We start from the raw sequence: 13,626 nt of genomic DNA, 5'->3' as shown, positions 1-13,626 counted from the left end.
AGCTAACTGTTATTTTATTAATTTGCTTTTGACTCTTCTTCTAACTCAATTTCTATCTGATTTCTTATATCTCCCATTATTGCTCTAGGTACTGGTATATCCAACATAGTTTTAAGGCCTGGTCTAGCATTTATTATTAATGGAATAGAGTTTACTATCATTGCATAAGTACCTACCCCTCCAGGTATTTCAGGATTTATTTGTAAATCAATATTTGGTATCCCTTTTATTGATACATAGTCTCCTGTTTTAATACCTTCTGCTTCAGGTATTATCTGTTGTGGATGCTCCATTTCAATTAAAACGTCTCCATTTACATATCCATATCCACATTGTCTACAACCAGCAACATTTCCAGCCAATGCCTCTCCGTACTTAGATTTTCTATCTACTGTAGTCATTATTGGTTCTTTTGTTTGTTCTATCTTATCTAGTTTCCACCCTAATCCATCAGCTATCATATTTATTGATTCTACAAATCCTACATGACCTGCTATAGTATTATTTTCTACACCTTTTATGAACTCTTCTTTTGTTACTCCAACACCTTGTTCTACCATAACAGATTTTCCAAATGGTGATAAATCATTTACCCTCTTCGCTTTTATACTATTAACTTCTTCACAAGTACCTGAAAGCGCTAATACTAGTAAATCTAGTACAAACCCTGGATTGATTCCTGTTCCAAGAATACTTACTCCATTCTCTTTTGCAACTTCATCCATTTTCTTAGCCAAGTCTGCATCATCAGCTTGTGGATATGCCATTTGTTCTGCTGTTGATATAACATTTATTTTTCTATTTAATAAGAACATTATTTTATCAAAAGCCTTTTTAGTAAATGAATCAGTTGCTAATAAAACAACATCTACACTTTTTTCTTTAAAAACTTCTTCATAATTTCCATTGATAATAACTTCTGTTCTTTCTCCTCTTTCAATTCCTAGGACATCATACATACTTTTACCTGAAGTACTTCTACTGCAAACAGATACTATTTCTATACCTTCTTTTTTTAAAATCATATTAGCCATGCCTATCCCCATAGCTCCAAATCCCCATATACCAACTCTTACTTTTCTCATATATACACCCTCCTAAAAATTTATATTCTTAATTATTAGTTAAAGCATGAATCGTGCCAACTTCAAAACAAAAATAAATATTTATTAGAACGTTGAAACTATAATTATCTTGTTATGTATTTTCATAAATAAAAAATAATATTTTTTCTGAGAAATAAAAAAAGAGCAAAAAAATTTGCTCTTTTATAATAATTTTGCGCCTTTATTTTTCTTTTTTATTTTACTTCTTTATAGGACTTTAATATTATATTTTTTTATTTTATATTGTAAATTTTGCCTATTCATACCTAAAATTGATGCAGCCTTAGTTATATTATATGATGCCTTTTCTAATGATTCATATATATACTTCTCTTCTATCTCACTGAGAACATTATTAAGTGTCTTATTCTCTAAATCATTTAAAGAATAAGTATTCCCCTCTTTATTCTCTTTAAGATTGTAATAGTCATTTAAATTAATCATGCTTGTTTCTATTTGTATCTCGTTTTCCATCATACTCATAGTACAATAAATTATGTTTTCTAGTTCTCTTATGTTCCCTTGCCAGTCATAATTTTTTAAAACCCTGATAGCTTCATCTGAAATACCTACTACTTTTTTATTTAACTTTTTATTATACTTTGAAATAAATTTTTTGCATAATACAGATATATCCTCTTTTCTATCTCTAAGAGGAGGAATTTTTATATCTATTATGTTAAGCCTATAATATAAATCTTTTCTCATTTTATTCTCATTTAAAATAACTTTTGGACTTTCATTTGTTGTTGCAATAATTCTTACATCAACAGGTATATCCTTAGTCCCTCCAACTCTTCTTACATAACCTTCCTGCAAAACTCTTAGCAATTTAGCCTGTAACATAATAGGCATGGAGTTTATTTCATCCAATAATAATGTCCCTTTGTTAGCTTGCTCAAATAAACCCGGCCTGTCTATTGCCCCTGTAAATCCTCCCTTAGCAGTTCCAAATAGTATTCCTTCGAATAATGATTCTGGTAAAGCTGCACAATTTTGTGCTATAAATGGATAATTTTTTCTATTACTTCCATAGTGAATGGACTGGCTAAATAGCTCTTTGCCTGTCCCAGTTTCACCATATATAAATACTGAGGCATCAGACTTACAAGCTTTCTTAGATTTTGTTATTGCCTCTTTAATCAGATTACTTTCCCCTAAAATATCATCAAATTCATAGCCCTTTTTTTGTTTATTGTCAACTTTATTAATTAAATTTTTTTTATAGCTTCTGTTTAATAAATTTTCTATAGTTGTCATATTCTTTGATATTTCAAGTGCCCCTACAAATTCTCCTTTAATATCAATTGGTATCGTAGTATTTATTGCTGTTATTTCTTTTCCATTTTTATCTAGATATTTTTGAATATTATCTTTAATAATTTCCCTTTTTTCCAAAACTTCTACTAGTGTACTTCTATTTATTTTCATTTTGCTGACTATATCAAAAAATGAATTAGTTAAAACATCATGTCTATTCATTTTTTCCATTTTTTGTACAGAATCATTGTAGATTATAGTTTTCCCTTCTTTATTAACAAAATGTACCCCTTCATCAATATTTTCCAATATTTCATTCATTACTTTAAAAAATATTTCTTGGTTCAACTATATCACCCCAGTACCTAAATATATAACAACCCAAAAATAAGTAAAATATTTCTATATATTTATCTTATCACATATTTATGATATTTTTTATGTCCATTATATTTTTAATTAATACTTGATGAACTACATAGTAAAACATGAATAGTAAGGGTTATATTCTTAGTATTTTCCCTTTTGTTGATATTTCCTTATAAAAAAAAATATTCTAAATATATTATTTATACTCAAATATTACCTAAAAAAGAGTATTTTTATACCTTTATTCTCGTACATATTTTTAACTTAAAGTATAAACTTTATATAAAATAAGTTAAAATATACTTAATTAAGATACGTAAAAAGGAGCTATCACAGAACAAATTTAATTTACTCATGCGATAACTCCATTCTACAAACTAATATTTAATTTTCATGATATTTATTTCTAAAAAGCAGTCTCATGCCCAACATAACAGGCTATGCCATTATCTAAAAATATGTCCTGTAATTCTTCAAGATGCTCTTCATCAACATCTCCTTTATCAGAATACTCATATTCTTTACCTAATTGAATCCATTTTGACTCTCCTAGTCTATGAAATGGTAACAGATTGATTTCTACTAAATTATTTTTATGCATAAAAGATATAATATCATTTATATTTTCTATACTATCATTAAATCCTGAAATAACTGGTACTCTAAGTACTAATCTTCCACCCCAGTCAGAGTTTACAAGATTTGATATGTTTTCTAATACTAAATCATTATATACACCTGTTTGTTCCTTATGCTTTTCTCTATCCATATGTTTTATATCAATAAATGCAAAGTCGATATCCTTAAATATATTATTAAAAATTTCATTCGAAACACATGCACTCGTTTCAATAGCAGTGTGCACATTTGTTTCATGACATTTTAATAGCACTTCATGTAAAAATTCATGTTGAAGTAGTGGCTCTCCTCCACTAAATGTTACTCCTCCATTACTTCTCCAGTTATTAGAATCACGCTTAATCACCTTTACAAGTTCCTCTACAGTATAGGGCTTTGCACATAATTTAAACGCATTATAATAACACGAGTTGACACATTCAAAACTCTCACAATTCTTACATATGCCCCAATCTATGACTGGCTTATTGTCAAGGTCAAAACTCAATGCACCATTTTTACATTTACCATGACATACAGTACATCCATTTTCATATTGACAAGACAACTCACTAAACATCATATGTGGTCTAACAGTCCAACTTTCAGGATTTGCACACCACTTACAACTAAGTGGACATCCATTTAAAAACACAGTTGTTCTACAACCTGGCCCATCATGAACTGAAAAGCTTTGTATATCAAAAATCATTCCTTCTAATTGTCTTTGACTATTCATTAAACACATGCCCTTCACAAGTAATTGCGTTTAATGTTGAGTATACCCAATCTTCATTCTCTAGCCCAACACATTTACCTATACCTTCATCATTAGCATCAACAAAATTTTTACAATTTTTACATTTTGGCATTACTTTTATTTCTGAACATGCTTCATCATCTAAATTAATCATTTGTTTTGATAATCTACAAATCCCTTTAGTCGCATCTACTGCGCAAAAATTCATACAATCACTATGTTTTCTCATATTTTACACCCCTTCATACTCTGTTCTAGCAATTACTTCATCTTGTATTGGTTTACCTAGTTCACACCAGTATTGAGTAAATCCAGCAACACGTACCATTAGTTGACGATAATTATCAGGATTTTTTTGTGCGTCTTTCAAAGTTTCTGAGTCCACAACATTGTATTGAATATGGAATCCACCTTTTCTCAAGTAACTTCTTGTTAAATCTAACAATTTTTTTGTTCCTTGTTGTCCTCTAATAGTTGTAGGATGAAGTTTTAAATTCATTTGAGAATTTTGAACTACTGCTTGATCCCAAATAGTCGCAGATTCAAATAATGCATACACACCATTTTTATCTGTTCCTGCATATGCAGAAACTGAACCATCTGAATATGTTGTTCCACTTAATCTACCATCTGGGGTAGCTAAAGTAGCAGCTCCTTGTGGTCCATGTGTAGATACAGAAATTTGACAAGGATACATTTTTTTAGCATATAAAGATTGTGCTTCTTCACACACTTTTGCTAGCCATATTTCATAATTTTTAAGAATCATATCTGCATACAAATCATTGTTTCCATATTTAGGTGCATCAAGACAGGCCTTATAAATAGCATCATATTTGCCAGTCTTATCCACTTTTACTTGGTCTGCCATAGAATAATTACCAACTTCTAATGCATCTTTAAATCCAAAATTATTTAATACAGCATCCTTCATTTCTTCAACTGTAAAAGCTTTGTCATCATATACAAGTTTTTTAAGTGCAGCAAATGAGTTAACCATAGTAACAGTTCCACAAGTTTCTACATTTAATGTTGCATTATAACGATATCCCATATTTCCTATATGTTGACCTTTATCTAAACAGTCTGGTTTTAATAGAGAATTTATTATAGAAGTATCAAACTTTCTCCATATATCTAACTCAATATTATTTGCTCTCTCAAGAACATTTATTGCTTGTTTATAATAGTCTTTAAATACTTCTACAACTTCTTCATAAGTATCTAATGGCTTATTATGAGGTTCAAATACTTGTATATTCATACGATGGTCTTTACCATTCATAAGAACAAGTTCTAATATTTTAGGATTAGCAATAAAGTGAACTCCAGAACCAGCAGATTGTCCTGCTCCACCTGCAATAGAATATGTCTTTCCATTTAAAGTCAGTTGTTTCCAGCATCCTGGAGATGTTTCCAGACATCCACCTAATGCAAATGCTCTAGCTTCTTCAACAGTCATTCCTTCATCAGCAAATTGCTTCATCATAAATGTTGTCCCATTTGAATTGTTTACCCATGCTGGATAACCAGAACCAAGTTTTGTACATTCAACAGCTTTCATTAAAAAATCTTCTGGAAGTTTTTCATCATATAACATAGTTAAGCTAGGCTGAGGAGTTCTACATCTCATACTTGCCTCTAATAATAATTCTTCTAATTCATTAGCTCCTGTAGAACCATCTTCTCTTAACCCACCTATAGATAAAGTATTGAATGTATTTCCTGATAAGACTCCTCCATTTACACCTGCTGAAGCAAAACAGTCAATACAAGTGATTTTTATTCTATAAAGTTCTAATAATTCAATAACTTCTTCTTTTGTAATTAGTCCTTTTTCCATATCCTGTTCATACCAAGGATATAAAATTTGACCAAAACGACCTATAGACATACCAGATATAGCATCTTCATTTACTGATGCTATATGAATTGTATAAGTCAATTGAAGAGCTTCTCTAAATGTACGAGGTTGTTTATGTGCAATATGTTCTAATATCTCTACTAAATCTGAATATTCTTTTTTTGATTCTAAATCTGTTTCTATACTCTCTAAATATTTTGCATGTTTTGCATAGTTTAAAATCCAAGCTTGTAACCCTTCAATGACTTGAATAACAGCTTCATAAAAATATAGACGATCCATTCCGATAAGCCCATCTCCAGATGCATTTCCTGCAACTGCTTTTTTACATTCTTTTGCCATTTCTATAATTCCATCTAATCCATAATTTAAAGGATAAAAATAGTTTATAACTTCTCTACCTTGAGGAAGTGTATATCCTGAATCAAACATACATATAAGTGTACTCATTAAATTTTCTTTTAAATCATAATCTGGCATCATCTTTTCATAGTGAAATCCTAAATCTTCAACTGATTTTCCAACCCATTCCTTTGCCATTTTTACAAGAACAGGTACTTCTTCTTTTCTCATTCCAAATTTACCAGCTATTGAAACAACATTTCCAAAACTTTCAGTTACATTTCCTCCACCAGAACCAAATTTTGTAAGCTCATCTGCTGTATTACTAGCTAATTTCTTTGCTTCTTCTTTCATTTGTTCTCCCTGAGCAACAAAGAAACTTTCACTTACCCAAGGCATTGGGAAAGAACCTCTATAATGGCGTGTTTTTTGCATTACTATCTTCTCACCAGGTATTATATTTGGTGTCATATGAGAAAAAGCAGCTTTAAGAGCTTTAGCTCTTCTAACTACTGCTATATCCCCATCTGATTTTCTATATTCTCTATTGTACCAATATGGAAATTCCATATCAGCTGTAGACAATGTATTGTAATATACATTCAATAAATCATCTGCTCTTTTACTTGCTTTTTTTTCACTAAGTTCATCTAAATTTTCCTGATTTTGAAAATTTGCTTTAATATTTTTTGCTTCTAAAATACTTCTTATTTTATCTTCTTTACTTTGACTCATTTCTTCCCCTCCTTAAACTTTCTATACTTAGTATAAAACTTTTTAAGAAGGGAAAAAAAGAGTCTATTACCCACTTTCTAAAATAATCTTTCTACAAAAAAATAAAACTTAAAACATTTTAGACCATAAATTTACCTTATATCTAAATATCTAAAAACCTACTGATTTATTAAAATATAAAGATTGTCCATTGTCTTGTTTTAAGCTTTAACATATACTATATTTAATTTTATAAAAATACTTGCTCAATATATTTTTAAACTTAGTTTATATTACTGGTTTATCTTAAGATTTGGAACTGCATTCAGACTCATATCATGTGTTTTATTGTTTATAAAATTATAATATCCTGCGCAACCTATCATAGCAGCATTATCTGTACATAAAATTAAAGGAGGATATTTAACTATAATTCCACTCTCTTTTGCAAGTTCTGTTATTTTAGCTCTAAGACCAGAGTTGGAAGCAACTCCACCAGAAAGAGTTATAACATCATAACCTTTATCTTTTGTCGCTTTTAATGCTTTAGTAGCTAAAACTTCAACTACTGCTTCTTGAAAAGATGCAGCAACATCTTCAACTACTATTTCTTCGTTTTTCATCCTTTTTCCATTTAAATAATTTAATACAGAAGATTTTAGACCACTAAAACTAAAGTCATAGCTATCATCTTCTAAATAAGCTCTTGGAAATTCTATAGCATGCTTATTCCCTTTTTTAGCTAAATTATCAATAATAGGTCCTCCTGGATACCCCAAATTCATAGCCCTTGAAATCTTATCAAAGGCTTCTCCAGATGCATCATCTCTAGTCTTTCCTAAAATTTCATATTTACCATAATCTTTAACTTCTACTAAGTGAGTATGACCTCCAGATACTATTAATGTTATAAAAGGAGGTTTTAAATCTTTATGCTCTATATAGTTTGCACTTAGATGTCCTTCAATATGATTTACTCCTACAAGAGGAATATCCAATGTATATGCAAGTGCTTTAGCATAAGATAATCCTACTAATAAAGCCCCTACTAGTCCTGGGCCATATGTAACTGCAATGTGGTCTATATTATTAAATCCTATATTTGCCCCATCTAAAGCTTCTTGAACAACTATATCAATATTTTCAACGTGTTTTCTTGAAGCCACCTCTGGTACTACTCCGCCAAACTTTTTATGTGTTTCTATTTGAGTAGAGATTATGTTTGAAAGTACTTCTCTACCATTTTTTAAAACTGATGCAGCTGTTTCATCACAGCTACTCTCTATAGCTAATGTTATTATATCACCCATAAACTCTACACCTCTTTTAATTGATTCCACATTATAATTGCATCTTCTTTGTTATCATTATAGTATTCTTTTCTGATTCCACCCATTTTAAATCCATATTTTCTATATAGATTTTGTGCTATTTTATTTGATGCTCTAACTTCTAATGTCATAGACGCAATATTATTATCTTTACATAAATCAACTAATCTTTTTATTAACTTATCTCCTATTTTTTTGCCTCTATAGTCACTATGAACAGCCACATTATTTATATGACCTTCATCAAGTATAAGCCAAATTCCAACATATCCAACTACTTTTCCATCTAGTTTTGCTACTATATACTTTGCTACTTCATTAGATAACTCTTTTCTAAAAGATTCTTTTGACCAATAATCTTCAAAACAATTTTTTTCCACTTCAAAAACTTCATCTATATCTTTAATAGTCATTTCTTCTATTTTTACATCATCTATTATTTGTTTTGTATTATCTTTCATTATTTATCCTCTTCATTTTTTCGTCATATTGTACTTCGGCCTGAGATTTTCTGATATACATAGGGTTTATTGTATAACAAGTATGTACATCTATATTTTTACTATATTTATTTAGTGCTACAGAACATAAGCTTCCTGCTTTAGATACATTATGAGCTGGTGAAGGTATCTTTATATTTTTTACGTTTTCTAGCTCATCCTTATATTTATAAACAGCTTCTCCAACTATTATAAATTCTTCATCACTTGATTTAATTTCCTTTAGTAAAGTTTCAAATTCTACAACATCGACACTATCTAACTCTATTAACTCTCCATCTTCAAACTTATATTTAGCTGAATACACCTGATTTTTTTGTGCATCTAATATAGAGCATATTTTTCTTTTACATAAATTCATATTACCTGCTAAAGATTCTAAAGAATTTACTGCTATTATTGGTAGATTATTTACATGGGCTATAGCTTTTACTGTAGCCATACCTATTCTAAGACCTGTAAATGAACCAGGGCCTATACATATAGCTAACAAATCCATCTCTTTTATGTTTAAATCACTTATATCCAACATATTTTCTATCATTGGCATAAGCTTTTGTGAATGAGTTTTTTTGTTATTTACTGTAAACTCACAGATTAAATTATCATCTTCAACAACTGCTACACTTGCTGCCATAGAAGATGTATCTATACCTAATATCTTCATTATTTAATCAACTCCTCAACTATACTTTTATAATAATCTCCTTTTGGAGTTAATATCATTTCTCTTCCTTCATCTTTGTACCTTAATTCTATGTTTAAATATTCTTTTGGAAGTATATCTTCTATTAAATTACCCCATTCAATTATACAGATTCCATTTGAATTTATATATTCATCATATCCAATATCATACATTTCATCACTACTACCAATTCTATAAACATCAAAATGATACAAAGGTATTTTTCCTTCATATTCGTTTATTATAGTAAAAGTTGGGCTTGTTATATAATCATTTATACCTAATGAGTCTGCTAAGCTTTGTGTCATTGTCGTCTTTCCAGCTCCTAAATCCCCCACTAAACAAATTACACTACCTTCTTTTAATAATTTACCTAATTTATATCCTATTTCTCTAGTTTTACTTTCATTTTCTAAATATATTTTTGCCATTAATTCATCTCCATCTTGATATAATCGTCGTGTGAATTTATATCACTGCTTAATTAATTATAGTATAAGCCCCAACTATTATAAAGTACTTCTATTTATCTTTTTTGTTTATCTTTCAATATTGATGATTCTATTAAAACTTATATATAATCATCAATAGCAATCCTTACATATTCTTTTGCCTTACAATTTTGTTTCAGGGCTTCTTTACATATTTCCTCTGATTGCTCTTTTACATACTTGAGAGATTTATAATTTTCTTTTACTGCTTCAATGCACATTTTTTCTGTTTGATTCTTTATATACATAAGCATCTTTCCATTTTGTCTTACAATCTCTGTACATATCTCTTCTGTATAGTTATCTATGTAATTTAGTACATCTTTAATATTGTACTTTTTATCCAAGTATCTTATAGCTCTTATACATGTTTCTTCTGTCTTATTATTAACAAATTGTAGGCTTCTTCCATCTTGTTTAACTGCTTCTAAACATATTCTTTCTGTCTGCTGATTTACATATTGTAATGCCATACCATTTTGACTTACAGCTTCAATACACATTTTTTCTGTTTGGTTTTGTACATATTTAAGTGCTTTATAGTTTCGTTTTATTGCTTCTATACATAATTCTTCACTTTGTTCTCTAACATATGCAAGACACCTGCCATCTTTTTTAATTGCTTCTAAACATATTTTTATTGTTTGAACCTCTAAAGCTTTTAATATACTTACAACATCTATATTAGAAGAACATCTTATTGCTTTTATAATAAGTTCTTCTGTTTGACTTCTTACATACTTAAGTGCATTGCAATCTTTTTTTATTGCTTCAAGGCATATATACTCAGTTTGTTCTTTTACATATTCAAGTGCTCTATAATTGTACCTTATAGCTTCTAAACATAATTCTTCTGTTTGCTCTTTTACATACTTCAAAGCTTTATAATTCTGTCTTATAGCTAAAATACACATACCATCTGTTTGATTATTTATATTTTCTAATTCATGATAGTCATACTTCACTCTTTCCATATTTTCAATATATTCATTCGTAATATACTTTAAAGAATCTCCTAACATTTTACTATCAATGCCTATATGAATATTTTCCCAATCACTATTAAAATAATACCCTTTATCGTCTAAAAATACTTTTTTCATTTTTTTACATACTTTCATAAATCTACTCTCCTATCATCGTTAAATTAGTTTTTATTAAGAATTACAGTTCAAAACATTATTTATTCTTAATAATAACTTTATTTTTTGTTTATTATGAATTCGCTCTGCATATTGTAGATACCTTTTTAGTATTTTAATAGTTAATCGTTTTAATTCTTCCTTTATTTTAAAAATTAAATCTGTCTAAATATTTCTTATTTTAAATACATTTTTTGATAAATTAATAAAGCCATAATGTATTTAATACATCAATCACAACATGAGACTGAAGTTATAAATAAATTATGGCTTTCCAATATATTTAATTTTAAAATTTTATATTTTCTTGTCTGATTATTTTTTTATTACATTTCCCATTTTTTTATAAAGTGGTAATGTTACTAAAGATATTATCACAGCTTTTAGTACATTAAATGGAGCTATCATCCAAATTACAAAAGTAAATAGGTCATGAATCTTAGGATTTATAGCTGAACCTAACCCTATTATAGCATCTAGTCCCATAAATTGACCATAAAGTGGTAACATTACAAAGTAATTTAACACTGAGCCAATTATAGTCATAGCTATTGTTCCTAATACAAATCCAATTAATATGCCTTTTAAATCTTTCCTTTTCTTATATGAATAACAAAGTATCATTACATAAGAACCACCAATTAATATATTTGCAAACTCTCCTACTCCTACAGTTGTTGTTGCTGTAATCGCTTGTAGTATATTTTTTACTACAACTATTCCAAATCCAACTAATGGTCCTAAAGACATCCCTCCAAATATTGCTGGAATATCTGATAAGTCAATTTTTAAGAAATCTGGAAATATACCTGGTATTGGTGCTTGAATAAACATTAGTAAATAAGATATTGCTGATAAAATTGACATTACTACTAAAGTTCTTGTTGAAATCATATTACTTCTTTTTGCTGTACTTTGCATAATTATTATCCTCCTAATAAATATATTTATATTTTTTTAGGAAAAACAAAAAACTCGAAGACCTTATCTTCGAGTTTTTATGGATATAGTTTAAACAAACTAAAATAAACTTATTTATATTCCATAAATATCTTCTCTCATCCAGACTTTACTGTCGGCTTTGGAATTTCACCAAATCAACCACATAAGTAGTTCGCGGGCTATACCGCCGGTAGGGAATCTCACCCTGCCCCGAAGATCTTCTTTGATTTTTTAATTTTCCTTACACTCTTATATTAGTTAATTTTTTAATAATTGTCAAGTTATTTTTTTTCATACACTACTTTCCCATTTATTATAGTGTAAAGTACATTACTTTGAATCTCTAGTGGAGAATTATCCCAAATTACTATATCTGCATCTTTACCAACTTCTATAGAACCTACTCTATCTTCAATTCCTAGAGTCTTAGCTGGATTTATTGTAATGGATTCTATTGCTTTTTCTTCTTTCATTCCATGCTTAACTGCTATCCCTGCACATATTGGAAGATATTGAACTGGTATTACTGGATGGTCTGTCATTATACATACATCAAGTCCTGCATTTGAAAGTATTCCAGCTGTATTAAACGTTAAATTTCTAAGTTCAAATTTAGACCTTTCTGATAATGATGGCCCTACTATTACAGGAAATCCTTCTTCCAATAGCTCCTCCACTATAAGATGACCTTCTGTACAATGGTCTAATGTAAGCTTTAAATTAAACTCTTTTGCAATCCTTATGGCTGTGAACATATCATCAGCTCTATGGGCATGTGCTTTAAAAGGAATTTCTCCTCTTAAAACGGGTATTAAACTTTCCATTTTTATATCATATTCAGGTTTTTCACAATCTTCATCATCATGACTTTCATACAGGTCGACTTCCTCTAAATATTCTTCTGCTTTTTTAAGATTCTCTCTAAGTAATGAAGCTATTGCCATTCTAGTTTGTGGAGATTTATCATCTTGACCATAACAGCTTTTTGGATTTTCTCCAAAGGCTATTTTAGATGCTACTGGATTTTTTATTACCATTTTATCAATTCTTTTCCCATAGGTCTTTATAGCTATACATTGACCTCCCATAACATTTGCACTTCCAGGAGTTGTACATACAGAAGTTATACCACCTTCAAAAGCTTCTTTAAATGTTCTGTCCATTGGATTAACCCCATCTATAGGATTTAATTGTGGTGTTATTGGGTCAGTTTCTTCATTTCCATCTGCTCCTTCAAATCCTATACCATCTTCCCACAATCCTAAATGAGTATGGGCATCTATAAACCCTGGAAACACAAATTTACCACTTGCATCTATCACCTCTACATCTAAAGGTGCTATTAAGTCTTTTCCTATCTCTATTATTTTTCCTTGGTCTATAAGTATATCTCCCTGAATTATTCCATTTGTTATGGTATTTATATTACCATTTTTTATAAAAACCATTCATTTTCCTCCTGATTTTCAATACTATACTAACTATTTTAAATATTATCT

The 13,626-nt window shown here is 29.3% G+C and carries 12 protein-coding genes and 1 riboswitch; all 12 genes read right to left on the bottom strand.

Annotation, left to right across the window (positions count from 1 at the left end):
• Positions 1–17: 17 nt before the first annotated feature.
• Complete coding sequence (ord, locus tag IC173_RS10020) at positions 18–1,085, bottom strand: 2,4-diaminopentanoate dehydrogenase (RefSeq protein WP_227434573.1); 1,068 nt, start codon at positions 1,083–1,085, stop codon at positions 18–20.
• A 228-nt stretch (positions 1,086–1,313) separates the two neighbouring features.
• Positions 1,314–2,687, bottom strand: a complete 1,374-nt coding sequence (locus IC173_RS10015) for a sigma 54-interacting transcriptional regulator (RefSeq protein ID WP_227483572.1) — start codon at positions 2,685–2,687, stop codon at positions 1,314–1,316.
• Positions 2,688–3,141: 454 nt separating this feature from the next.
• Positions 3,142–4,092 carry a 4-hydroxyphenylacetate decarboxylase activase gene (hpdA, locus tag IC173_RS10010; protein WP_227434572.1) on the bottom strand — a complete coding sequence of 317 codons (951 nt, stop codon included), beginning with the start codon at positions 4,090–4,092 and terminating at the stop codon, positions 3,142–3,144.
• Positions 4,085–4,342, bottom strand: coding sequence for a 4-hydroxyphenylacetate decarboxylase small subunit (gene hpdC, locus IC173_RS10005; RefSeq protein ID WP_227434571.1), 258 nt, complete (start codon positions 4,340–4,342; stop codon positions 4,085–4,087). The genes hpdA and hpdC overlap by 8 nt, the downstream gene beginning before the upstream one ends.
• A gap of 3 nt (positions 4,343–4,345) precedes the next feature.
• Entirely contained in the window at positions 4,346–7,054 is a 2,709-nt protein-coding gene (hpdB, locus tag IC173_RS10000) for a 4-hydroxyphenylacetate decarboxylase large subunit (protein ID WP_227434570.1), read from the bottom strand.
• Between the two features lie 272 nt (positions 7,055–7,326).
• A complete protein-coding gene (gene tsaD, locus IC173_RS09995; protein ID WP_227855487.1) occupies positions 7,327–8,343 on the bottom strand; it encodes a tRNA (adenosine(37)-N6)-threonylcarbamoyltransferase complex transferase subunit TsaD in 1,017 nt (338 codons plus the stop codon).
• A 5-nt stretch (positions 8,344–8,348) separates the two neighbouring features.
• Positions 8,349–8,825 (bottom strand): ribosomal protein S18-alanine N-acetyltransferase, encoded by a 477-nt coding sequence (gene rimI / locus IC173_RS09990; RefSeq protein WP_227824877.1) that lies wholly within the window; start codon positions 8,823–8,825, stop codon positions 8,349–8,351.
• Complete coding sequence (gene tsaB / locus IC173_RS09985; protein WP_227855486.1) at positions 8,815–9,531, bottom strand: tRNA (adenosine(37)-N6)-threonylcarbamoyltransferase complex dimerization subunit type 1 TsaB; 717 nt, start codon at positions 9,529–9,531, stop codon at positions 8,815–8,817. The genes rimI and tsaB overlap by 11 nt, the downstream gene beginning before the upstream one ends.
• Complete coding sequence (gene tsaE / locus IC173_RS09980; RefSeq protein ID WP_227434566.1) at positions 9,531–9,983, bottom strand: tRNA (adenosine(37)-N6)-threonylcarbamoyltransferase complex ATPase subunit type 1 TsaE; 453 nt, start codon at positions 9,981–9,983, stop codon at positions 9,531–9,533. The genes tsaB and tsaE overlap by 1 nt, the downstream gene beginning before the upstream one ends.
• Positions 9,984–10,123: 140 nt before the next feature.
• Entirely contained in the window at positions 10,124–11,164 is a 1,041-nt protein-coding gene (locus IC173_RS09975; protein WP_227855485.1) for a DUF4116 domain-containing protein, read from the bottom strand.
• A 336-nt stretch (positions 11,165–11,500) separates the two neighbouring features.
• The gene (locus tag IC173_RS09970; protein WP_227483551.1) at positions 11,501–12,106 is read right to left on the bottom strand and encodes an ECF transporter S component; all 606 of its coding nucleotides are present in this window, start codon (positions 12,104–12,106) and stop codon (positions 11,501–11,503) included.
• 125 nt (positions 12,107–12,231) lie between these two features.
• Positions 12,232–12,349, bottom strand: a riboswitch (FMN riboswitch).
• A gap of 59 nt (positions 12,350–12,408) precedes the next feature.
• Positions 12,409–13,575, bottom strand: coding sequence for an amidohydrolase (locus IC173_RS09965; protein ID WP_227483552.1), 1,167 nt, complete (start codon positions 13,573–13,575; stop codon positions 12,409–12,411).
• Positions 13,576–13,626 lie beyond the last annotated feature (51 nt).

The sequence above is a fragment of the Clostridioides sp. ES-S-0048-02 genome (assembly GCF_020658495.1).
Classification (GTDB): domain Bacteria; phylum Bacillota; class Clostridia; order Peptostreptococcales; family Peptostreptococcaceae; genus Clostridioides.
This window is presented reverse-complemented; position numbering and strand designations above follow the sequence as displayed.

Excerpts from the sequence above, each read along its gene's own strand:
- ord (WP_227434573.1), bottom strand. The coding sequence starts at position 1,085 with ATGAGAAAAGTAAGAGTTGGTATATGGGGATTTGGAGCTATGGGGATA.
- IC173_RS10015 (WP_227483572.1), bottom strand. The coding sequence starts at position 2,687 with ATGAATGAAATATTGGAAAATATTGATGAAGGGGTACATTTTGTTAAT.
- hpdA (WP_227434572.1), bottom strand. The coding sequence starts at position 4,092 with ATGAATAGTCAAAGACAATTAGAAGGAATGATTTTTGATATACAAAGC.
- hpdC (WP_227434571.1), bottom strand. The coding sequence starts at position 4,342 with ATGAGAAAACATAGTGATTGTATGAATTTTTGCGCAGTAGATGCGACT.
- hpdB (WP_227434570.1), bottom strand. The coding sequence starts at position 7,054 with ATGAGTCAAAGTAAAGAAGATAAAATAAGAAGTATTTTAGAAGCAAAA.
- tsaD (WP_227855487.1), bottom strand. The coding sequence starts at position 8,343 with ATGGGTGATATAATAACATTAGCTATAGAGAGTAGCTGTGATGAAACA.
- rimI (WP_227824877.1), bottom strand. The coding sequence starts at position 8,825 with ATGAAAGATAATACAAAACAAATAATAGATGATGTAAAAATAGAAGAA.
- tsaB (WP_227855486.1), bottom strand. The coding sequence starts at position 9,531 with ATGAAGATATTAGGTATAGATACATCTTCTATGGCAGCAAGTGTAGCA.
- tsaE (WP_227434566.1), bottom strand. The coding sequence starts at position 9,983 with ATGGCAAAAATATATTTAGAAAATGAAAGTAAAACTAGAGAAATAGGA.
- IC173_RS09975 (WP_227855485.1), bottom strand. The coding sequence starts at position 11,164 with ATGAAAGTATGTAAAAAAATGAAAAAAGTATTTTTAGACGATAAAGGG.
- IC173_RS09970 (WP_227483551.1), bottom strand. The coding sequence starts at position 12,106 with ATGCAAAGTACAGCAAAAAGAAGTAATATGATTTCAACAAGAACTTTA.
- IC173_RS09965 (WP_227483552.1), bottom strand. The coding sequence starts at position 13,575 with ATGGTTTTTATAAAAAATGGTAATATAAATACCATAACAAATGGAATA.